This window comes from Streptomyces sp. NBC_00443 (assembly GCF_036014175.1).
GTDB lineage: Bacteria > Actinomycetota > Actinomycetes > Streptomycetales > Streptomycetaceae > Streptomyces.
This window is the reverse complement of sequence record NZ_CP107917.1, coordinates 528,372-545,980: the sequence shown is the minus strand read 5'-3', so window position 1 is coordinate 545,980 and position 17,609 is coordinate 528,372. Positions and strand designations below refer to the sequence as shown.

General features: G+C 71.5%; 9 protein-coding genes and 2 pseudogenes. 5 read left to right on the top strand and 6 right to left on the bottom strand.

The window, feature by feature from the left end; all coding sequences use genetic code 11:
- Positions 1-30: 30 nt before the first annotated feature.
- The 4 genes from OHO27_RS02515 (at position 31) to OHO27_RS02500 (ending at position 10,022) form a co-directional block, all read left to right on the top strand.
- The gene (locus tag OHO27_RS02515) at positions 31-5,832 is read left to right on the top strand and encodes an AMP-binding protein (protein ID WP_328419835.1); all 5,802 of its coding nucleotides are present in this window, start codon (positions 31-33) and stop codon (positions 5,830-5,832) included.
- Between the two features lie 64 nt (positions 5,833-5,896).
- Complete coding sequence (locus OHO27_RS02510) at positions 5,897-7,228, top strand: KamA family radical SAM protein (protein ID WP_328419833.1); 1,332 nt, start codon at positions 5,897-5,899, stop codon at positions 7,226-7,228.
- Between the two features lie 41 nt (positions 7,229-7,269).
- Positions 7,270-8,223, top strand: coding sequence for a TauD/TfdA family dioxygenase (locus tag OHO27_RS02505; RefSeq protein ID WP_328419831.1), 954 nt, complete (start codon positions 7,270-7,272; stop codon positions 8,221-8,223).
- Positions 8,220-10,022, top strand: coding sequence for a carbamoyltransferase family protein (locus OHO27_RS02500; protein ID WP_328419829.1), 1,803 nt, complete (start codon positions 8,220-8,222; stop codon positions 10,020-10,022). Before OHO27_RS02505 ends, OHO27_RS02500 begins: the two co-directional genes overlap by 4 nt.
- Positions 10,023-10,341: 319 nt before the next feature.
- Here the strand turns inward: OHO27_RS02500 and OHO27_RS02495 are convergent, their stop codons facing one another.
- The 6 genes and pseudogenes from OHO27_RS02495 to OHO27_RS02470 all read right to left on the bottom strand — a co-directional run bounded on the left by OHO27_RS02495 (position 10,342) and on the right by OHO27_RS02470 (position 15,165).
- Positions 10,342-10,707, bottom strand: a complete 366-nt coding sequence (locus tag OHO27_RS02495) for a hypothetical protein (protein WP_328419828.1) — start codon at positions 10,705-10,707, stop codon at positions 10,342-10,344.
- A 579-nt stretch (positions 10,708-11,286) separates the two neighbouring features.
- On the bottom strand, positions 11,287-11,616 hold the full coding sequence (locus OHO27_RS02490; RefSeq protein WP_328419826.1) for an antibiotic biosynthesis monooxygenase family protein: 330 nt from the start codon (positions 11,614-11,616) through the stop codon (positions 11,287-11,289).
- A gap of 127 nt (positions 11,617-11,743) precedes the next feature.
- Positions 11,744-12,903 (bottom strand): annotated as a pseudogene (locus OHO27_RS02485) (S1 family peptidase).
- 148 nt (positions 12,904-13,051) lie between these two features.
- Positions 13,052-14,095, bottom strand: coding sequence for an L-glyceraldehyde 3-phosphate reductase (gene mgrA, locus OHO27_RS02480; protein ID WP_328430327.1), 1,044 nt, complete (start codon positions 14,093-14,095; stop codon positions 13,052-13,054).
- Positions 14,096-14,326: 231 nt separating this feature from the next.
- A pseudogene (locus OHO27_RS02475) lies at positions 14,327-14,524 on the bottom strand (hypothetical protein); the annotation flags it as partial.
- The gene (locus tag OHO27_RS02470; protein ID WP_328419824.1) at positions 14,437-15,165 is read right to left on the bottom strand and encodes a discoidin domain-containing protein; all 729 of its coding nucleotides are present in this window, start codon (positions 15,163-15,165) and stop codon (positions 14,437-14,439) included. The gene OHO27_RS02470 and the pseudogene OHO27_RS02475, both read right to left, overlap by 88 nt.
- Before the next feature lie 284 nt (positions 15,166-15,449).
- Between OHO27_RS02470 and OHO27_RS02465 the strand changes: the two genes are divergently transcribed.
- On the top strand, positions 15,450-17,558 hold the full coding sequence (locus tag OHO27_RS02465; protein ID WP_328419822.1) for a glycoside hydrolase family 27 protein: 2,109 nt from the start codon (positions 15,450-15,452) through the stop codon (positions 17,556-17,558).
- Positions 17,559-17,609: the final 51 nt, after the last annotated feature.

Genomic DNA, 17,609 nt, shown 5'->3' with positions numbered 1-17,609 from the left:
TCCTGACCACACGATTGGACTGACACTGAGATGACGTACGCCGACGACCACCCCACCACGTCGACGACGCCGTCACGGCACCTGGTCGAGAGCACCACCGTCCCCGCCCTGATCGAGGCCACGGCCTCCCGGTTCCCGCACGCCGTCGCACTGGTCAGAGGCACTCGGTCCCACACGTACGAGGAGCTCGTGGAGCAGTTCTCCGCGACGGCTCGGGCGTTGCGGACACGGGAGGTGACCCCCGGGGACGTGGTGGCGGTCCGTGGTGGCCGGTCGCCGGAGACAGTCGTGGCCATGCTCGGTGTCCTGCGGGCCGGTGCGGTCCTGGTGATGATCGACGTCACCCAGCCGGAGGGCCGGGTGTGTGACGTGCTGGAACGGGCGCGCCCGTCGCTGCTCGTCGACACGACCGACCGGACGTGGGATCCGGGCGCCGGCGCCACGCCGGTGGTCCGGCTCGCCGAGCTGGAGCAGCCGGCGGCGGGGGACGTGGAGCTGCCCGTCGTGGCCGCCGCCGCGGACGCGTACGTGTGCTTCACGTCGGGCACCACCGGCGAGCCGCGCGGGGTCCTGGGCTGGCACGGGGCGCTCGCCCACTTCTGCGCCTGGGAACAGGAGGCCCTTGCCATCGGCGCGGGCGACCGCGTCGCCCAGATGGCCGCGCTGACCTTCGACGCGGTCTTCAAGGACTTGTTCCCGGCGCTCATCGGAGGCGCCACCGTGTGCCTCCCGCCGACCGACCGTCCCTTTGTCGATTTGGCACGAGTGCTCGAATGGCTGCGCGAGGACGAGGTGACCGTCCTCCAGACGGTGCCGAGCGTGTTGTCCACGCTGCTGGCCGAACAGCCCGTCGGTGCGGGCTTCCCGGCGCTGCGTCTGATCTGCCTTTCCGGCGAGCCGCTTTCGGGCAGCCTCGTCAACCGCTGGCGGAATGCGACCGGCGACGCGGGCACGCGGTTCGTCAACCTCTACGGGACGACCGAAGCCACCATCCTCAAGTCCTGGTACCCCGTTCCGGGCGGCGAGGTCCCGGCGGGCATCCTGCCCGTGGGCAAGGCCATCGACGGCGCCGAACTGCTCGTGGTCAACAACCGGGGCCGGCGGTGCGGCGTCGGTGAGCCCGGTCACGTGCTGATCCGCACCCCGCACCTCACCCGGGGCAGTTGGCGCCCGGCTGCGGGAGAGGCCTCGCTCTTCGAGGTGAACCCGCTCAACCCCGACGACCCCACCGACCTCGTGCAGCGCACCGGTGACCTGGGCCGCATCGGCCCCCAGGGCGACCTGGAGATCCACGGCCGGGTGGACGACCAGGTCAAGGTCCTCGGTGTCCGCGTCCACCCGGCTGAGGTCGGCGCGGTGATCACCCGCATGCCTGAGGTCGAGGACGCGGCCGTCGTGGTCCGCGCCGGGGAAGCCGGTCCCGCCCTCGTCGCCTATGTCGTGCCGACCCAGGGCGCGGGCGTGGACGCCTCCGCCGTGCGGCGGCACGTGGCCGCGGCCGGCTCCAACGCGATGGTCCCGGCCCACGTGGTCCTCCTGGAGCGGCTTCCGCTCACCGGCCACGGCAAGCTGGACCGGTCCGCGCTGCCCGACCCCGACGACACGGCGGAGCCGCAGCCGCAGGAGGCGGCGGACGAGGGCGAGTGGACCGAGACGGAGCGGCGCGTCGCCGAGCTGTGGTCCGAGGCGTTCAAGAAGGAGATCACCTCCCGGCACGCCAACTTCTTCGATCTCGGTGGCCACTCGCTGATGCTGGCCCGGCTCCTCGCCCGGATCCGCCGGACGTTCGAGATCGACCTGAATCTGCCGACCCTCTTCCGGTCGGCGACGATTGCCACACTCGCTCAGGCCGTGGACGGCGCGCTGCGGGAGGGCGCCCGGGCCGAGGAGGAACCGGCGCCCGTGCCCGTCGCGCGCGAGGCCGACCAGCCGCTCTCCCCCGAGCAAGAGGGCCTGTGGTTCCTCCAGCAGCTGGATCCCCACAGCTCCGCCTACAACATGGCCGGCGTGTTCCGGCTGCCCACCGGCCTCGACGAGCAGGCCGTACGCGCGGCCTTCTTCACGGTGTGCCGCCGTCACGAGGCGTTGCGGCTGCGCTTCCGCGAGGTCGACGGGCGCCCCGTGCAGTCCGTGGGTGAGGCCGCCGTCGACTTCACCGCCCTGCCGGCCGTGGCCGACCGGCCGTCGGGCCTGGCCGCGCTGTCCGAGGCGGCGGCCGCCGCCTTCGACCTGGTCGCCGGGCCGCTGGTGCGGGTCCGGACGGTCCGGGTCGGAGACGATGAGCTCCTCGTCGGCCTGACCGTCCATCACCTGTGCTGTGACGGTGTGTCGTGGGGCCTCGTCGCGCAGCAGGTCGACGAGCTGCTCGCCGGCACCGACCGGCACACGTACCTGGAGGGCGACACGCCCCGGCTCCAGTTCGGTGACTACGCGGCCTGGCGTGCCCGCCGGACGACCGGCGAGCGCGCCGAGGCCGACCTCGCCTACTGGCGCGACCTGCTCGCCGACACCCCCGACCCGGACGTGCCGTGGGGACGTCCCTTGCCCGGCGAACGGCCGCACCAGGCACGGGTGCTGCGGGTTCCGGTCGCCCGCGAGGTGACGGACCGCCTCGCCGAGCTGTGCGCGAAGTCCGGGGCCACCGAGTACATGGCCATGATGACCGTCCTCGCCTACGCCCTTTCCCGGGCGTCGGCACAGGACCGGGTCGTCATCGGCAGCGACAGCGTGGGCCGGGACCGCGAGGAGTTCGAGGACGTCATCGGGTTCTTCGTCCGGACACACGCCTATCGCTTCGACATGGCGGGCGACCCGACGTTCGAGGAGGCACTCGGCCGGGTCAGGTCGACGCTCGTCGAGGCGTCGGGGCACCGGGATGTCTCCTACGCGCAGGTCGTGGAGGCCGTCGCCGCCGCCCGAGACGGGGACCGCAGCCCGCTGTTCTCCGTGATGCTGCGGATGCCGCCGCGCGAGGAACTGCCGCGGGAGGCCGCCCTCCTGCGTCCCGTCGACGTGGTCGCCGACGCCGGTGACGGCTCCGGCACCGCGCCGACGGCCAAGTTCGACGTCACCGTGGTGGTGCGCCCCGGGGAGGCCGGCACCGTCCTGGACTTCGAGTACGACGCCGACACGGTCCAGGCCGAGTTCGCGGCCGCGCTCGGCGAGCGGTTCACGCGCCTGCTCTGCTTCGCCGCCGAGCAGCCGACGAGCCCGCTGGCCGGCGTCAGCCGCGCCGGCCATCCGTTCTCCGAGCCGCTTCCCGCGCGGGACCTCGTCCCCGTCGCCGAGCGGTTCCGGCGCCGGGCCGCGGCCACCCCGGACGCCGTCGCGGTCTCCTGGGCGGAAGGCGAGGTGACCTATCGTCAGCTCGCCGCCGCGGTGGCGGGCGCCGCGCAGGAGCTTCAGGCGGGGCAGCGCGTCGGTGTGCTGGGCGGCAAGTCCCCCGCCACCGTGGCCGCCCTCGTCGCCGCACTCGGCGCCGGCGCCACCGCCGTACTCCTGGACGATGGTCTGCCGGGACCGCGGCGCGCCTCCATGGTGGCCAGGGCCAGCGTCCGGCAGGTTCTGCTCACCGAGCCGTCGACCGCGACGGAGGTGCCGGGCGACGCCACCGTGCGACGCCTCTCCTTCGAGGCACTCGCCAAGAGCGCGGACGAGGCGCTCGGCCCCGTCCCCGCCCGGCCCCTGGAACCGGCGTACGTCTTCTTCACTTCCGGCACGACCGGCGAGGCCAAGGCGGTCGTCGGGTCGCACCGCGGCCTCGACCACTTCATCGACTGGGAGGCGGCGGAGTTCGGCGTGCACGCCGGGGACCGCGTGGCACAGCTCACCACGCTCTCCTTCGACGCGGTCCTGCGCGACGTCTTCGTGCCGCTCACCCAGGGAGCCACTCTGTGCCTGCCGCCGACGAGCGCCCTGGACGACACGGCGCGGATGGTGGACTGGCTGGCGCGCGAGCGCGTCACTGTCGTCCACACGACACCCAGCGTGGTGGCGTCGTGGCTGCGGGACACCGACCGGGCCATCGCGCCCCTCACCGACCTGCGGCTGCTCTGCCTCGCGGGCGAGCCCCTCACCGGCCGGCTCGTCCAGGAGCTGCGTGAGCGGCTGCTGGGCCCGGACACCGAGGTCGTCAACTTCTACGGGCCCACCGAGACGACCATGATCAAGACGTTCCACCGGGTGACGGCCGAGCAGGACGCGGGACCGGTGCCCGTCGGCCGCCCGCTGCCCGGTGCCCAGGCGGTCGTCCTCGGCGCGGACGGCTCCGTCCGCGGCCCCGGCGAACGCGGCGAGATCGTCATCCGGACGCCGTACCGGACCCTGGGCTACCTCGACGACGTCCGCGCGGCCTCGAACTTCCGCCCCAACCCACTGTCGGACGACCCGGACGACCTCGTCTACCACACGGGAGACCTCGCCGTGGTCGGCGCCTTCGGCGAGATCCACGTCGAGGGGCGCAGTGACGACCTGCTCAAAGTGCGCGGCGTCCGGGTGCACCCCGCGGAGGTTGCAGCCGAGCTGACGACCCATCCGCAGGTGCGCCAGGTCCACGTGGAGGCGGACAGGCAGGCGGACGGCTCGCTCGTCGCCTACGTCGTGCGCTCCCCGGGCTCCGGCCTGACCACGGAGGAACTTCGCCGGCACGCGCGCGAGCGGCTGCCGCTGGCCGTCGTCCCCTCGCTGTTCCTCTTCGTCGACCGGTTCGCCCTGCTGGCCAACGGCAAGCTGGACCGCTCCTCTCTCCGGGGCACCTCGTCTCCGGCCGCGCAGGAGCGTGTCGCGCCCCGGGACGACACCGAGTCCCTGATCTCGTCCATGTGGTCCGAGCTCCTCGGTCACGAGGACTTCGGCGTCACCGATGACTTCTTCGCGGTCGGCGGGCACTCTCTGCTCGCCACCATCCTGCTCACCCGGATCCGCAAGAAGACCGGCCTGTCGCTGTCGCTGCGCACGCTCCTTGAGGGGCCCCGCGTCGACCGTCTGGCCGCGTCGGTACGCGAGTTGCGGGAGGAGTCCGACGACCAGGCGAGCGAGCTGTTGCTGACCCTGCGCCAGGGGGTGGCGGGTGGACCGCGGTTGTTCCTCGTGCACCCGATCGGTGGCGACGTGCTGTGCTTCCGGGACGTTGCGTCGGCGCTGCCCTCCGAGTTCACGGTGATCGGGGTCCGCTCTCCCGGCCTGGACGGCGGCACCGCCTTCACCTCGGTCCAGGAGATGGCGGCCTCCTACCTCCACGAGGTGCTCAAGGTGCAGCCCGAGGGGCCGTACCACTTCGCCGGCTGGTCCATGGGTGGCGCTGTCGCTTACGAGATTGCACGCCAGCTGTCCTTCGAGGGGGTGCGCACCGCCTCCCTGGTGCTGCTGGACAGCTACGCGCCCGGCTCGAAGGCCTTCGAGCACTTCGCAGGACCCGGCGCCGACCGGGTGGCGTCCTTCGCTCGTGATCTGGAGCGCATGACCGGCGAGCGGGTCGACACCGCGCTGCTCAGCGGTGAGCGGCCGGCGGCCGGCGAGGAGCAGGAGTCGCTGCGCCGCAGATTCACGGTGTTCGACGCCAACGCCACCGCGCTCGTGGACTACCGGATGCGGCGCGCCCGCCTCAGGGACACCCGGCTCACGCTGGTGCTCGCCGGTCACCAGACGCGGCCGGAGGGGACGTCCCCGGCCCTCGGCTGGGAGGAGGCACTGGGCACGCCGGTGGAGATCCGGACCGTGCCCGGCGCCGACCACTTCACCCTGGTGCAGCGGTCCCATGCCGCCGCCACGGCTGGGGAGATCGCCCGCGCGGTCGTGCCGGGCACCGCCGGCCAGGACGAGGGGCGCGGATGAGCGAGGTGACGGCGCCCCGCTTCCGGGCGTACTCGGCACGCGATCTGGACGCGCTGCTGGACCGGTGCGGGGCGGACTCCGAGACGAGCTCCAGATACGGGCCGTGGCCGCGGTCCTGCCGTTCCGGGCCAACCAGTATGTGGTCGATGAGCTCATCGACTGGGACGATGTGCACGACGACCCCGTCTTCCGGCTGGTCTTTCCGCAGCCCGACATGCTGGCCGCGGACGAGCTGAAGACCGTGACGGACCTGCTGCGCGAAGAGGCGGGCCCCGCCCGTCTCGCGTCCGCCGTGCGGGAGATCCGCGCGGGGCTGAACGCGCACCCGGCGGGCCAGACGGACCAGAATGTCCCCGCCTGGCAGGGGCAGCGGCTCTCGGGCGTACAGCACAAGTACGAGGAGACGCTGCTCTATTTCCCGCGTCAGGGCCAGACCTGCCACGCGTACTGCACCTACTGCTTCCGCTGGGCACAGTTCGTCGGGGTACCCGAGCTGAAGATGGCCGCGGAGAAGGACGACGCCGACGCGCTCGCCGCCTACCTGCGGCACCACACGGAGATCACCGACATCCTGGTGACCGGCGGCGATCCGCTGATCATGCGCACCGACAACCTGCGGCGCGCGCTGGAGCCCTTCCTCGCCCCGGGGATGGAGCACATCAGGAACATCCGGATCGGCACCAAGGCCCTGACCTACTGGCCGCACCGGTTCACCGACGACGAGGACGCCGACGACCTCCTGCGCCTGTTCGAGGAGGTCCGCGACTGCGGTCGGCACCTCGCGGTGATGGCCCATGTGACGCATCCCCGCGAGCTCCAACCGGAGCCCGTGCGGCGCGCGGTCGAGCGGATCCGGTCGACGGGCGCCGTGATCCGCACCCAGGCGCCCCTGGTCAGGTCGATCAACGACGACGCCGGCGTCTGGCGGGAGATGTGGACGCGCGCCGTCGCCCTCGACGCCGTGCCCTACTACATGTTCGTGGAGCGGGACACAGGCCCGCGCCAGTACTTCGAGGTTCCGCTCGTCCGCGCCTGGCAGATCTACCGGGAGGCGCTGTCGTCCGTGACCGGTCTTGCCCGCACGGTGCGCGGCCCGTCCATGTCCGCCACCCGCGGCAAGGTGGTCGTCGACGGGGTGACGGAGGTCGCGGGACAGTCCGCGCTCGCACTGCGCTATCTGCAGGCCAGGGACCCAGAGGTGGTCGGGCGGCCGTTCTTCGCACGGATCGACCCGCAGGCGACCTGGGTGACGGACCTGCGGCCACTGTCGCCGTCGGACGCGCCCTTCCTGGACCAGACGGCCGGGGCCCGTCCGGAGGATCGGGTCGTCGGACAGGCCCTGGGGCCCACCGGGGTGACGGCGCCCGCCCCGGACGTCCCGCACCGGCCCGTCTGACCCCTCCGCCCGCCCGCAACACCGTTACGTCAGGAGACCGCATGTCCGAGCCGGCAGTGCTGCCGCTGGTGGTGGAAGCAGGTTCCACCACCGACCTCGTAGAGCTCATCGAGCACGATCGTGACGAGCTCCGCTCGGCGCTCGACACCCATGGAGCGCTCCTCTTCCGGGGCTTCGACATCGACGGCGTCGACGGACTGCAGTCGACCGTCAACGCGCTGTCCGGGGAGACGCTCACCTACACCGAGGCGTCCTCACCGCGCACCTCGATCCAGGGCAATGTGTACACGTCCACCGACCACCCGGCCGAGGAGGAGATCTTCCTCCACAACGAGTGCTCCTACCAGGACACCTGGCCGATGACGCTGTACTTCTACTGCCTGCGGGCGCCGCAGACGCTGGGAGCGACACCGCTGGCCGACACCCGGCGGCTGTACGCGGCGATCGACCCTGCCGTACGGGAGGAGTTCGCGCGCCGGCGCTGGAGTCTGGTGCGCAACTACCACCCGCACTTCGGCGTCCCGTGGCCCGAGGTGTTCGGAACCGACAGCCGGGCCGAGGTGGAGGCCTACTGCAAGGAGCACGGGCTGATCCCCGAGTGGACCGGCGAGGACGGGCTGCGCACCCGCGTGGTGCGGGACGCGCTGCACCGCCACTCGCGCACCGGCGAGGAGGTGTGGTTCAACCACATCACCTTCTTCCACGTGACCACGCTCCCGGAGGACGTCCAGGAGGGCCTGCTCGCCCTGTTCGGCGAGGACGGCCTCCCCACGAACACGTACTACGGCGACGGCGGACGCATCCCCGACGACGTGATGGACCACCTGCGCAGCTGCTACGCGGAGTGCCGGGTCCGCTTCGACTGGCAGCAGAACGACATCCTCGTGGTGGACAACATGCTGTCCGGCCACGGCCGGGAGCCCTTCACCGGCGACCGGAAGATCGCGGTCGCGATGGCGGAGCCGCACACCGCTGGACAGGGAGAGCCGCGATGACGGCGAAGAACACGCCTACCCCGGCGCCCGCCGGACCCGTGGTCCTCGGGATCTCGGCCCACTTCCACGACTCGGCGGCGGCGCTGCTGGTCGACGGCAGGCTCGTGGCCGCGTCCCACGAGGAGCGCTACACCCGGCGCAAGCAGGATCCCGACCTGCCGCTCGCCGCTGTGCGCGACTGCCTGGACCAAGCCGGTCTGCGCATCACCGACGTGGACTGCGTGGCCTACTACGAGGACCCGGCTAAGAAGCTCCACCGCCAGCTGTGGACCGGGCTGCCGGCCTTCCCGGACAGCAGCGCGAGCGCCCTTTACCGCCTCGACGCCGACCGGCCGCTGCGGGAGATCCGGGACCTGCTCGGCTGGGAGGGCCGCGTCGAGTTCGTCGACCACCACCTCTCCCACGCCGCGAGCGCATACTACTTCTCCGGTTTCGACGACAGCGCCGTGCTGACGGTCGACGCGGTCGGCGAGTGGGCCACCACCAGCTGGGGGGTCGGCCGGGGCGCGTCGCTCGAACTGAGCGAGCAGGTCGAGTTCCCTCACTCCCTGGGCCTCCTCTACAGCGCGGTCACCGGCTACCTCGGCTTCGAGGTGAACGAGGGCGAGTACAAGGTGATGGGGCTCGCCCCCTACGGCGAACCGCGGTTCCGGGACGAGATCGGCCGGCTGATCCATATCACCGAGGACGGGTCGTTCCGGCTCGACCTGGACTACTTCGACTTCACCAGCCCGGACGGCATGCTCGGTGAGCGCTTCACGTCCCTGATCGGCGTGCCGCCGCGGGTACCGGAGTCGGAGATCGAGAAGGTCCACCACGACCTCGCGCGCAGCATCCAGGTGGTGACCGAGGAGACCCTGCTGCGCATGGTCGACAAGGCCCACCGCATGTCGGGCAGCGAGAACCTGTGCATGGCCGGAGGCGTAGCCCTCAACGTCGTCGCCGTGCGCCGCATCGTCGAGGAGGGCCCCTTCGCCAGGGTGTTCGTGCAGCCGGCCGCCGGCGACGCGGGCGGCAGCCTCGGGTGCGCGGCGGTGGCCCACCAGCGCCTGACCGGGCAGCGGCCCCGCCAGGACCGGCTGACCTCGGTGCTCCTCGGCTCCGGCACGGACTCCGACGGTATCGCCCGGCTGCTCGGCGCGCAGGCCGACCAGCCCTTCGCGGACTTCCGCGGGGACGAGGCAGGTCTGCTCGACGCCGTCGCGGGGCGACTGGCCGACGGCAAGGTAATCGGCTGGTACCACGGCCGGGAGGAGTTCGGGCCGCGTTCCCTCGGCGGACGGTCGATCCTGGCCGACCCACGGGGCGACGACACGCGGGACCGGATCAACGCCTCGGTCAAGATGCGCGAGGCGTTCCGGCCGTTCGCCCCCGCCGTGCTGGCCGAGCACGCGCACGAGCACTTCCGGCTCGACCACGAGTCGCCGTTCATGCTGGAGACCTGCGAGGTCGTGTCGCCGCTGTCACTGCCGGCTATCACCCACGTGGACAAGTCGGCCCGGGTCCAGACCGTCACCGAGGGAACGAACGGGCGCTTCTACCGCCTCATCCGGACGTTCGCCGACCGAACGGGCTGCCCGCTGCTCCTGAACACCTCGTTCAACCTCCGAGGAGAGCCGATCGTCCACACCCCCGTCGACGCCCTGCTCTGCTTCCTGAGGTCGGACATCGACTGCCTGGTGCTCGACGACTTCGTTCTGGACCGCGAAGCCCTCCCGCAGTCCTGGGTGACGTGGTTCAAGGGCACCCGGCCACCGCGCCGGAGCCGGGTGAGCGACAGCGTCTACACCCTGCTTTGACCGTGATGGGCACTCCGTTGCCCCATGGGGGAGTTCAGGCCGGGGCCGAGACCGTCAGGTCCGCAGGGCGGCGATCCGGCGCTGGCCCTGATGGGATGTCGCGAGCAGCATCGAAGCCGCCGTCGCCGCCCCGAGCTTTTGCGGTGACCGCGGTGAAGACTCTGGTGTCGTGCCAGGTCAGCTGTTCGGCAACTGCGATGGCTCGCGCGACGGGCTCGATAATCCACCAGTAGCCGCGGGGCCGGGAGTCGTCGCCCTTCACGTTCCGGGCGGCGAGCGCGGGGACACCGTAGTACTGGGTGAGTGCCCCGCGTTCGAGCTAGTGGATCTCACTGTCGCGCATGGCGGTCAGCGCGGCCACGAAGACGTAGCAGGCTGCCCGGAGCATGCGGAGGTTGAGGCCGTGATCCGTCGCGATGGTGCGGTTCGTATTGCGGGCCGCCTCGCAGCCCCACGGGCGACGTTGCTCGGCCCTGGCTTTGCTGCCGCGTGCGAAGACGTTGCCGGGCCGCCCGTAGACCCGCCGGGCCAGTTCCGTCCAGTTCGGCTCGCCGGCCCACGCGACCTGATCGTCTACCGCGTGGACGGGAATCATGTTGTCCGGGTTGTCCAGCCACTCGCGCAGGACCCGGTCACGGTGGGTGAGCCGCTCCTCCGCGGGCGGAGCGAAGGACGGCTGACGCACGGGGGCCTGTGTGGCTGCGGCCGGTCTCGGCGAGCCAGTCGAGCACGCGTTGACGCCGCTTGAGCCCCAAGCGGTTCTCCGCAGCGAACAGCACGTGGATGCGGCCGTTGGTGGCGAGCCGGCTTGCGCACCGCCAGTTCACCTCGCCGCGACGTGCCTGGCCCCGGTCCCGTGCGTTGAGGGGGATGCTGGTGCTCGGATCTTGGCCTAACCGCCCGGGGGCAGCCACAGGCCGGCTTTGCGGTGCGCGACCAGCAGCAGTTCGCCGCGCTCGGCGTCCAGCACGACGAAGTAGCTCATGAGGTGAGTCTCGGGACGTCGGGCTTACGCGCCCTGTGGACGGGCGCGCCACTGGAGAGCCACTCACCGGCCAGGCGCAGGTGGTCCCGCTCAAGGTCGTCCCACGGGTCGGTGCCGTCGAGCAGGTCGACCAACTGGGCCCGCAGGCGGCCGTCAGAGGAAGCGGGGGAGGCCGTGCGAGGACACGATGGGCGCATTCTGGCATCCCGCGCGAGACCGGAGGCGAACACGGCGGGGGCATTGCCCTGGCCCCCGCCGCTTACCGCCGCCCGCTTGTCGTTACTCGCCCTTCGGGCCCGCCTGCTGCACGACCTCGAAGGACCACAGCGTGGACCCGCTGGCCGCCGGCTTCGGGCGCTCGGCGCCTTCCTGGCCGCCGCCCTGGTGGGCCGACTTCATGGGGCCCTCCATCCAGGCCTGGAAGGACTCCTCGTCGCGCCAGCGCGTGTACACGAGGTACGTGTCGGTGCCCTCGACCGGCCGCAGGAGTTCGAACCACTCGAACCCGTCCGAGTTCTCCACGGCGTGGGCACGGGAGGCGAAGCGCTTCTCCAGCGTCTCGCGCTGCTCGGCGGGCACGGTCAGTACGTTGATCTTGACTACGCTCATGGTCCTCATCCTGCCGCACGGCCGCCGCCAGTCGCGCGGCGGCTCGTGCTTCACAGGTGTGGCGCCACGAATCAGGTCCGGTGCATCAGGGTGGGTGAATCAGGTCCGGTGCATCGGGTCCGTTGCATCAGGCAGTGTGCAGGGTCAGCCCGTACCGGCCGAGTATCTCGTTCACCGGCTGGAACCAGGTCTCCCCGCCGCCCGAACAGTTGCCCCAGCCGCCCGAGGTGACCCCTTGGGCCTGGTCACCGCTGATGAAGGACCCTCCGGAGTCGCCGCCCTCGGCGCAGACGCTGGTCTTCGTCATCTGGTGCACCGCGCCCTGGCTGTAGTTGACGGTCTCGTTCTTGGCCAGCACGGCGCCGCAGTGCCAGTGCGTCGTGGAGCCGGAGCGGCATATGGACGAGCCGACGGGAGCCTCCGCCGAGCCGCGCACGAGCTGGTCCGGGACCGTGCCCCAGCCGAGGACCACCGGCACGGTCCACCAGCCGCTGCCGACGCTCACCCAGGCGTAGTCGTTGTCCGGGAACGAGGAGCCCTGGAACGTTCCGATGTAGCTGCCGTCCCAGCCCCGGACACCTGCTCCCTGCCCACCGCAGTGCCCGGCGGTGACGAAGCCGCCGTGCACCGAGAAGCCTATGGAGCAGCGGACGTTGCCGGTGTAGTACGGGTCGCCGCCGACCGTTCCCGCCGCGAAGGTCCGCGGGGCCGCCGCGACCGTCTGCACGGTGACGGGTCCGGCCGCGCGGGCGCGGGAGACGAAGCCGCGGACATCGTTGTCCGACCGCTTGTCGCGGACGACGTTCACGACGACCGTGTTGGCCACCGGATCGACGTGCCAACTGCTCACGCCGGACGGCGCGGGGAGCCGGTCGATGCGTGCCTTGGCCGCGTCGAGATCGCGCGCACTGTGCGCGACGGTGCGCACCGTCACACCGGTGGCGCGGACCTCCCGTACGGTCGCGGGCGCGGCGTCCGACGCGACGGCCACCGTGAGCCGCTCGCTCTTCGTGTCGAACCACGAGCCGCCGTAGGCGGACCCGGCGGCCTTGCGTGCCTTCGGTGCGACGTCCATGGCGGTGCGTTCCGCGGCCAGCCGCGCCTCGGCCTGTTCCTTCGACAGGCCGAGGTCGCGCTGCATCGCCTGCAGCAGTCCGGGGAGGCCGGTTCCGTGTCCGCCACGGTGGGGGAGTCGTCCGCCGTGGCCTGTGCGGTTCCGCCCGCGGTCCAGCTGCCGAGGACCAGGAGCGCGGCGAGGCCGGCGTACTTGAGTCTGATGCGTCTCAAGGGAGTTGCCCTTCGTCGTTCCAACAACGTGGGGTGGAACAACCGCAATCTGAGAGCGCTCTCATTCGGGGTCGGGCAGAGCCTAGCCCTGACGACACATCAGGTCCATACCAGCGACGGGCTCGAGTGGGGGCGGGCGGCCCGGACCTCAGCCGAGGTTTCCGGTCCGCGCGTCCTGCCACAGGTCGACGCCGCCGTCGGTGGCGTACTTGTCGATCTCGGCAAGTTCCTCGTCGCTGAAGTCGAGGTTCTCCAGCGCGGCCACGTTCTGCTCCAGCTGCTCGGTGCGGGATGCGCCGATGACCAGCGAGGTGACACGTTCGTCGCGCAGGGCCCAGGCGAGCGCCATCTGGGCGAGGCTCTGGCCGCGGCGGCCCGCGATGTCGTTCAGCGCACGCAGCCTGCTCAGCATGTCCTCCGACAGCCACGTCTCGTCGAACGACTTGCCCTGCGTGGCGCGCGAGTCGGCGGGGACGCCGTCGAGGTAGCGCCCGGTCAGCAGCCCCTGGGCGAGCGCGGTGAAGCCGATGACGCCGAAGCCCTCCTGCCCGGCGGCCTCCAGCAGGCCCTCGTTCTCGATCCAGCGGTTGAGCATGCTGTACGACGGCTGGTGGATGAGCAGCGGTGTGCCCAGCTCCCGGAGGATGGCGGCCGCCTGCCGGGAGCGCTCGGCGTCGTAGGAGGAGATGCCGACGTACAGGGCCTTGCCCTGGCGGACGGCCGTGTCGAGCGCCCCCATCGTCTCCTCCAGCGGCGTGCTCGCGTCGAGCCGGTGGGAGTAGAAGATGTCGACGTACTCCAGCCCCGTCCGCCGCAGGGACTGGTCGAGCGAGGCGAGCACGTACTTGCGCGAGCCGCCGCCCTGGCCGTACGGACCGGGCCACATGTCCCAGCCGGCCTTGGTGGAGACCACCAGCTCGTCCCGGTAGGGCGCGAGGTCCTGCTTCATCAGCCGGCCGAAGTTGATCTCCGCGGCGCCGTAGGGCGGACCGTAGTTGTTCGCGAGGTCGTGGTGGGTGATGCCGAGGTCGAAGGCGCGCAGGGCGATCTCGCGCTGGGCCTCGAAGGGCCGGTCGTCACCGAAGTTGTGCCAGTACCCCAGGGACAGCACGGGGAGGTCGAGTCCTGAGCGTCCGGTGCGCCGGTATCGCATGGTGCCGTTGTAGCGCTCGGGATCCGCGACGTGGTTCATCGAGTGTTCTCCGCAGGGGTGCAGTCGGGGTGGTTCGGTCCAGGTGAAGACGTGCTCACTGTGCTCCTGCCTGATTCTGACGTCCAACGCATCCTTTTCATCGGATTCAGCGATGCCGTTTCTGAATGAGGTTCCCGCCTCACGTGCGCGGCCGGCCACGGTCGTCGTCGGCACGTTGTAGCCCTCCAGCCGTACGGCCGGCCTGCCGGAGGCGAGGGAAGCGGCCGGCCAGGACAGCGTGACGGTGCGGGACTCGCCGGGGAGCAGCCTGAGGTAGTTGTCGCCGTACAGCGTGGGCAGGACCCGGTGACCGGAATCGGCGTCGAGCAGCGAGATGCGTGTCATCGCGGCGACCGTCGCGCCGCGGTTGCGTACGCGGGCGGTGAGGCCGTGGCGGTCGCCCGAGCGGTCCGTGTCGGTGATCTCCACCGACACCCTGGTCCGCCCGACCCGTACACCTGGAGGCCGTTGAGGCCCAGGGGGTTGGCGTTGGAGCGCTTGTGGACGGTCATGCGCACCCACCGCGCGCTGACGGGCCGGGGCAGTGCGATCTCCACGACGCCGCCCCGGCCGGAATCGGTGCGGTACACGGACGTCCACGTCTGCCGGTCGCGCGAGGTCTCGATCACAAAACCGACCGCGCAACTGGACAGGATCTCCTGCCCGGTGGTGTTGTCCCGCGGGTTGCCCCCGGGCGCGTCGACGTACGGCGGATCGTCCACGGTCGCCTCGAAGGTGAGCCGCAGCGACTCCATCTCGCACAGCGCCTGGAGGTCGAGGCAGATCCACTGCGGGTCACCGCCTGCTGCACGCCAGCCCGTCCCGCGCACCCTCGTGCCGTCGAGGCCGTCCACCGCGAACTCGGCCGGCGTGGGGGCGTAGTCGGTGGAGGAGACCGACACCGGTCGGTAGACGGCGAGTTCGCCGCGGGCGGGAGTCCGACGCGGGTGGCCGGTTCCGGCCGCGGCGGCGCCGGGCGGCAGACTCATGCCCATCCCGAAGCCCGCGAGAAGGGTGGACCCGGCGGTGAGGACGGCACGGCGGGGCGGCGCAGCAGGCTGATCCGGCATGGGACGAGGGCTCCGATCAGGGATGTCCGGTGAAGGAGGCGACCTGGAAGCATGGTGTGACAACGTTGTCGCTCAAGGGCTGACAACGTTGCCAAGCCCTGCACCGCGGGCCTGGGCCCGTCAAGACTTCCGGCAGGACCGGATCCTTGTTTCTTTAAATTAGTAATTAATATTGACAGGGTTCCGGCCGCGCGCCACAGTCATCGCCGTGACGCCGACGGCCCCGGCCTCCGGCGCGGCCCGCGTCACACCTCCTCCTGCTTCCCAACCTCCGGGAGAGGCACGTGACTTCACTCGCTCTCGCGACCGCGATCTCCGTGGTCCTGACCGCGTCGGCGGCCCCCGCCGCCACCGCGCACACCCCCGTGGACCAGGGCGCGCCCGACTACTACGACAGCGGTCTCGCCCCCACGCCGTACATGGGCTGGAACACCTACTACGGGCTCGGCGCGCCCACGGAGAAGGAGGTTCGGGCCGTCGCCGACAGGCTCGTCAGCAGCGGGCTGCGCGACAGCGGCTACGACATCGTGTGGCTGGACGGCGGCTGGCAGGCCGACAACCCCCGTGACACGCAGGGGCGGTTGACGGCCCACCCCGATCGCTTCCCGTCTGGCATCCCCGCCCTCGTCTCCTACCTCCACCGGCGCGGACTGAAAGCCGGCATCTACACCGACGCCGGTACCTACGACGGCGGCAAGACCTGCGGGCTCGGCAGCCGCGGCCACTACGACCAGGACGCACGGCAGTTCGCCGACTGGAAGGTCGACGCGATCAAGGTCGACTTCCTGTGCGGGATCGGCGCGAAGCTCGATCCCGGGCCCGCGTTCAAGGAGTTCGGCGACGCCGTCGCCAAGTCCGGCCGCAGGATGCTGCTCAACCTGTGCAACCCGCTCACCGACGACTGGGGCCTGCCGCACACACCCGAGCAGGACGCGCACAACACCTACGCCTACGCCCCGACCATCGCGGACTCCTGGCGCACCGGCACGGACATCGCCTGGGGCACCCCGAGCCCCGGCCAGTGGCCCAACGTGCTGCGCAACATGGACGCCAACGCCTGGCACCCCGAGGCTCAGGGGCCCGGCCACTACAACGACCCCGACTACCTCATCCCGATGCGCCGCATGGCCGACGGGTCGTACGAGCTGACGCAGGAGGAGTCCACCACCCAGTTCGTGATGTGGGCCGAGATGGCCTCGCCGCTCGTCCTCGGCTCCGACCCGCGCACCCTGTCCGAGTCGATGATCAGGACCCTGCGCAACCCCGAGATCATCGCCGTGAACCAGGACCCGCTCGCCATCCAGGGCGTCCGCGTGGCCACCGACTCCGTCGGCGACGTCTACAGCAAGGTCCTCTCGGGGCAGGGCCGCCGCGCGGTCGTCCTGCTCAACCGCTCCGACCAACCGGTCGAGCGCATCGTGAACTTCGCCGACGCGGCGCTGGGCGGTGCGGTCGAGGTGCGCGACCTGCGGGCGCGCGCCGATCGCGGCACGCACACCGGGTCGTACACCGTCGAGGTCCCCGCCCACGGCACCGCGTTCCTGAAGCTGACCGGCGCGGACGCCCTGCCCGGCGCGAACCTGGGTGAGAAGGCCACTGCGAGCCCGGCCGTGGTGCGCTCCGGCGACACGCTCAGCACCTTCTTCCGCGGACCCCGCGGAAACCTCGTGCAGCACTCGGCGTCGATGAACGGCAGCGGAACGCCGCGTACGAGGGACCTCGCAGGCCCGGTCAGGGGCGGGATCCTCGGCCAGCCCGCCGCCTACGCGTCCTCCGGTGGCCGTATCGACGTGTTCGTGCGCGGCGCCGACTCCCGTGTGTACCGGCGGGTGTTCGCCGACGGACGGTGGGGCGGCTGGCAGAGCCTGGGCGGGCGGGTGACCGACGCGCCGTCGGTGGCGTTCACCGACCCCACGCACTGGACCCTCGTCGCGCGCGGGGCGGACGGGCGGATCGTCCAGCGCGGGCCGGCTTCCGGCTGGTCGTCGCTCGGTGCGCCGGGTGACCGGCCGACGTACGGCAGGCCGTCCGCCGTCGTCGACGCGCAAGGGCGGGTCCATGTCGTCGCGCGGACCTCGGCGGACGACGTGTGGACGCGGACGCGGGACGCCTCGGGGGAGTGGTCGCAGTGGACCTCGCTCGGCGGGACCGTGAGCGGCAGTCCGACGCTCGTCGCCGTGGGGGACGCCGTGGTCCTGTACGCGCGGGCCGGTGACTACACGCTCTGGCAGCGCCGCTACGACGGTGCGGCCTGGCAGGGCTGGTCGAAGCGGGAGGAGTTCCCCAGCGCCGCCATCGAGGGCTCGCTCGGGGCGGTCGCGAGGGAGGGCGGTGCGGTCGACGCCGTGTTCCGCGGGGTCGACGGGTACGTCCACCGGGCCCAGTTCAAATAAATTAGTAATTAATCTTGACGTGGTGGAAGCGCCACGCGAACTTGGATCCGC

Coding starts and splice junctions, on each gene's coding strand:
- OHO27_RS02515 (WP_328419835.1), top strand. CDS start 31: ATGACGTACGCCGACGACCACCCCACCACGTCGACGACGCCGTCACGG.
- mgrA (WP_328430327.1), bottom strand. CDS start 14,095: ATGAACCACGTCGCGGATCCCGAGCGCTACAACGGCACCATGCGATAC.
- OHO27_RS02500 (WP_328419829.1), top strand. CDS start 8,220: ATGACGGCGAAGAACACGCCTACCCCGGCGCCCGCCGGACCCGTGGTC.
- OHO27_RS02490 (WP_328419826.1), bottom strand. CDS start 11,616: ATGAGCGTAGTCAAGATCAACGTACTGACCGTGCCCGCCGAGCAGCGC.
- OHO27_RS02505 (WP_328419831.1), top strand. CDS start 7,270: ATGTCCGAGCCGGCAGTGCTGCCGCTGGTGGTGGAAGCAGGTTCCACC.
- OHO27_RS02470 (WP_328419824.1), bottom strand. CDS start 15,165: ATGCCGGATCAGCCTGCTGCGCCGCCCCGCCGTGCCGTCCTCACCGCC.